Annotated in this window: 4 protein-coding genes; all 4 read right to left on the reverse strand. The window is 70.2% G+C overall.

The window, feature by feature from the left end; all coding sequences use genetic code 11:
- Nucleotides 1–78 precede the first annotated feature (78 nt).
- From EWE75_RS16890 to EWE75_RS16905, 4 genes are read right to left on the reverse strand one after another with little or no spacing between them, the layout of a single operon-like run.
- Nucleotides 79–1,047: an FAD:protein FMN transferase gene (locus tag EWE75_RS16890; protein ID WP_231708411.1), complete on the reverse strand. Its 969-nt coding sequence runs from the start codon at nucleotides 1,045–1,047 to the stop codon at nucleotides 79–81.
- An 11-nt stretch (nucleotides 1,048–1,058) separates the two neighbouring features.
- Nucleotides 1,059–1,988, reverse strand: a complete 930-nt coding sequence (locus EWE75_RS16895) for a DUF4198 domain-containing protein (protein ID WP_130159272.1) — start codon at nucleotides 1,986–1,988, stop codon at nucleotides 1,059–1,061.
- A gap of 14 nt (nucleotides 1,989–2,002) precedes the next feature.
- On the reverse strand, nucleotides 2,003–2,473 hold the full coding sequence (locus tag EWE75_RS16900; RefSeq protein ID WP_130159273.1) for a DUF2271 domain-containing protein: 471 nt from the start codon (nucleotides 2,471–2,473) through the stop codon (nucleotides 2,003–2,005).
- Nucleotides 2,474–2,483: 10 nt separating this feature from the next.
- On the reverse strand, nucleotides 2,484–3,377 hold the full coding sequence (locus tag EWE75_RS16905) for a PepSY-associated TM helix domain-containing protein (RefSeq protein ID WP_130159274.1): 894 nt from the start codon (nucleotides 3,375–3,377) through the stop codon (nucleotides 2,484–2,486).
- Between the last annotated feature and the right edge of the window lie 99 nt (nucleotides 3,378–3,476).

Consider the following 3,476-nt stretch of genomic DNA (forward strand, 5'->3'; position numbering starts at 1 on the left):
TGGCCGCCTGTCGCCCCCCCCCCGCCCCTGGCGCTGGCCCCTCGACTTCGCTCGGCACGAACGGTCGAGGGGTGGTGCTTACGCCAGCATTGCCGCCAACGCCGGGCTGAGCCACTCGCGCACGCCCGCCTCCACCCGATACACGCAGCGCACCGCCAGCCCTTCGCGTGTCGCCAGCGCCGCGCCCGCGTCTGGCCCCAGCACCGTCAGCGCGCTCGCCCAGGCATCGGCGATCATCGCCGAGGGGTGCAGCACGCTCAGCGACGTCACCGCGCCCGCCGGACGCCCGGTACGCGGATCGAGCGTGTGGCGGCCGCGCACGTAATCGCCCGAGGTCGCCACCGCGAGACCGTGCAGCGCCACGCGGAGCGGCGCGATGTCCGCGCCCGGCGGGGTCTCGATATCGACCCACCACGGATCGAGATCGGGCCGCACGCCCAGCCCGAGACATTCGCCGCCGATCTCGACCAGCGTGTGTGCGACATCCTGCTCCCAAAGCAGGCGCGCTACCGCATCGACCGCATAGCCTTTGGCGATTCCCGACAGATCGAGCGCGACCCCGCCCGGCTGATGCAGCCACCCGGCCGAGCGATCGAAAGCGAGCCGCTGCCAGCCTGACACCGCCAGCGCGCCTGCGACATCCGCGTCCGAGGGGACGCGCGTGTGCGGCCGGGGGCCGAACCCCCACAGATCGACCAGCCGCCCGATCGCCGGATCGAACGCCCCGCCCGATCGCGCGGCGATGTCGAGGCCGGCCGCGATCACCGTCGCGAAGTCGCGCGGCAGCTTCACCCAGCTTCCCGCCGCCGCGCGGTTGAAGCGGCTGAGCCGCGAGGCCGGCTCCCAGTGGCTCAACTCGGCGACCAGCCCGGCCAGCCGCCGCGCGATCACGGCGCGCAACGCTTGGGTATCGAATGCCACCGGCACAGCGCAGCGCACCCGCCACACCGTCCCCATCGTCTCGCCGGTGAGATCGACCACCCGCGCGGCATGATCGACGCCGGCGATCGCGCGCGCGTCGAGCTCGCGCGGGATCGCCAGCCGCATCGCGTGGGGGCTTACGGCGCCACCACTTCGAGCGTCGCGGTGTAGCTCATCCGCCGCTCGGTCGCGCGCGGCGCGCTCGGGTGCGCGTCGGTGCTGGTGGCATTGAGCCAGAACAGACCGGCGAACGGCCATTTGACCTCGGCGACGCCGTCCGCGCCGGTGGTCACGTCGAACGCGCCCTCGCCATCGCGGTAGCGCTTGCCGCCGGGGACGAGCGTGACCTTGAGTCCGGTGGCGGGCTTGCCGTCGATGAGGAAGCGGAACTTGGCCGGCTCGTTCGAGACGAGTTCATCGGGGTGCGTCACCGGCACCATTTCCAGCGCTGTGTTGGTCGGCTGGAACACCGTCGCGGTCGGCGCGCCGGCGGTGATGAAGACATTGTTCTGGCCGATGACCTCGGTCAGCTTCACATCGGTGGCGTTGGCGGGGATGTCCGCCACGGTGGCGACACTCGGGCGCGGCTGGAAGCCGGGCGGCGGGCCTTCGCCGGCTGGCCGTGCCGCACCCGGCGCCGCGCCCCCCGGACCGCCCGGACGACCCGGGCCGCCCGGTCCACCGGGACCGCCCGGCCCACGCCCGCCGACGCGCCAGTCGACGCCATCGACCTTGAAGCTGCCCATCACCGCCGATTGCGTGGTGCCGATCTTCCAGGTGCCGGGCTTGTCGAGCTTGACGTCGAACACCGAACGATAGTGCAACGTCGCCGCGTTCTGGATCTGCGCGGGGCTGCCGTCGGGCGCCCACACCTTGACCATGTCGGGGCGCAGCGCGTTGTGATCGGCGAAGAACAGGTCGTTCGAGATCGCCGCGTCGATCGACACCCAATCGTCGGTGCCCGAGACGATCGTGGTCGAGGGCACCAGCCAGGCGCGGTGCGCCAGCGCCGGAACCGCACAGGATAGCATTGCGGCGGAGGCCGCGAGACGGAAAGCAGGGCGCATGGGAAATCTCCTGATTAGCGGATCGTGACGGTGCCGAGTTCGGTCTTGCCCGCAGCACTCGCGGCCTTGGCGGGAACGCTGAGCGGCACCGACACGAGTTCGCGCCCGCCGGTCTCGCGCGCGGCCTCGACGTACAAAGTGTAGGCGCCGCTCTTGAGGTTGGCCGGCAGCGGGATCTGGTAGGTGCCGGGCGCGCGGGTCGCGCCGCTAAGGCCGTCGGCGGGGAGCGTCAGCGAGCGGCCGCCCTTGCGCCAGAAGGTGCGCAGGTCGGACAGCCATTTGGTGCCCGGCTCGTTGCCCTTCTTCTTGATGTCGTACCACACGAACAGCGTCTGCGCGGCACCACCGCCGGCCGGCTCGATCCACGCGGCGACATAGGGCCGGTGGTATTCGGCGACCGGCACTTGCGGGATGGTGACGCTGATCGTGCCCGCGCTCGCCGGCGCGGCCAGCGCACCGGCGATCAGAAGCGGTGTCTTGCGCATGATATTCCCCTCAATGGATGAAGACGACGGCGAGGATCAGCGGCAGCGCGAGGCTGAGCGCGACCAGCGGCCAGGTGAGCGGCCGCCGCCGCGCGTGAAGCTGGAGCAGCAGTAGCCCGGTCAGCGAGAACAGCACGCAGGCGGCGGCGAACAGATCGATGAACCAGAACCACAATGCTCCGGTGTTGCGGCCCTTGTGGAGATCGTTGACCCACGCGATCCAGCCGCGATTGGTGATCTCCGAGGTGGCCACGCCGGTCGCGCGCGCGATGCTGATCCAGGCATCGCGACCCGGCCCCGGCATCGCGACGTAGACGTCTTCGTCGGACCATTCGGCGGGTCGCCCGCGCGCGTCGAGGTGGAGTTGCGGCGCGATGTTGGCGGCGATCGCGTCAGGCAGCGGCGCATCGGCGGCGTGCGGTGCGGCGAGCAGCCGCATCAGCCGGGGCGGCACGGTCGCCTTGCCGGTCATCACTACGGGGGTCGCGGCGATGCTCGCCGCGTGGTTGAGCGTGATGCCGGTGATCGCGAACAGCAGCATACTGGCGAGCGACACCGCCGCGCTGATCCAATGCCACGCGATGAGCTGCTTCATCCACCATGCGCGGAACTTGGGCTTGGCGCGCGGTAGCGACCGCGCGACCGTGGCGCGTGCGCCGGTTTCGGCCAGACCATCCTTCACCAAAGCGCCCATCCCGACTCCGAACAGCCGCGCCAGCGCCGCTGATCCCCCGATATGAGGAGCGTCGTAGGATTTATGCAATTCGTTCGCAATAGCTAAGTCTGACTTGCTCCCCTTCCTGAAAGGGAGGGGTTGGGGGTGGGTCGATCCGCGAGGCAGCGTGGCGACCGCCACAACCCTACCCACCCCCGGCCCCTCCCTTCCAGGGCAGGGGAATCGCATTTGAGCTGGAGGGAGTAGCGCCGGGCAGGAAAAAGGATTCTGAAGCGTCTTCTGGAAAGACCGGGAGATGCAGGTGCGTGGTTTTCGAGAGTTGTTCGA

Origin of the sequence: Sphingomonas populi (assembly GCF_004208535.1) — a bacterium.
GTDB lineage: Bacteria > Pseudomonadota > Alphaproteobacteria > Sphingomonadales > Sphingomonadaceae > Sphingomonas > Sphingomonas populi.

Bases quoted from the DNA above. Each gene is read 5' to 3' on its own strand.
- EWE75_RS16890 (WP_231708411.1), bottom strand. From the start codon at position 1,047: ATGCGGCTGGCGATCCCGCGCGAGCTCGACGCGCGCGCGATCGCCGGC.
- EWE75_RS16895 (WP_130159272.1), bottom strand. From the start codon at position 1,988: ATGCGCCCTGCTTTCCGTCTCGCGGCCTCCGCCGCAATGCTATCCTGT.
- EWE75_RS16900 (WP_130159273.1), bottom strand. From the start codon at position 2,473: ATGCGCAAGACACCGCTTCTGATCGCCGGTGCGCTGGCCGCGCCGGCG.
- EWE75_RS16905 (WP_130159274.1), bottom strand. From the start codon at position 3,377: ATGCGATTCCCCTGCCCTGGAAGGGAGGGGCCGGGGGTGGGTAGGGTT.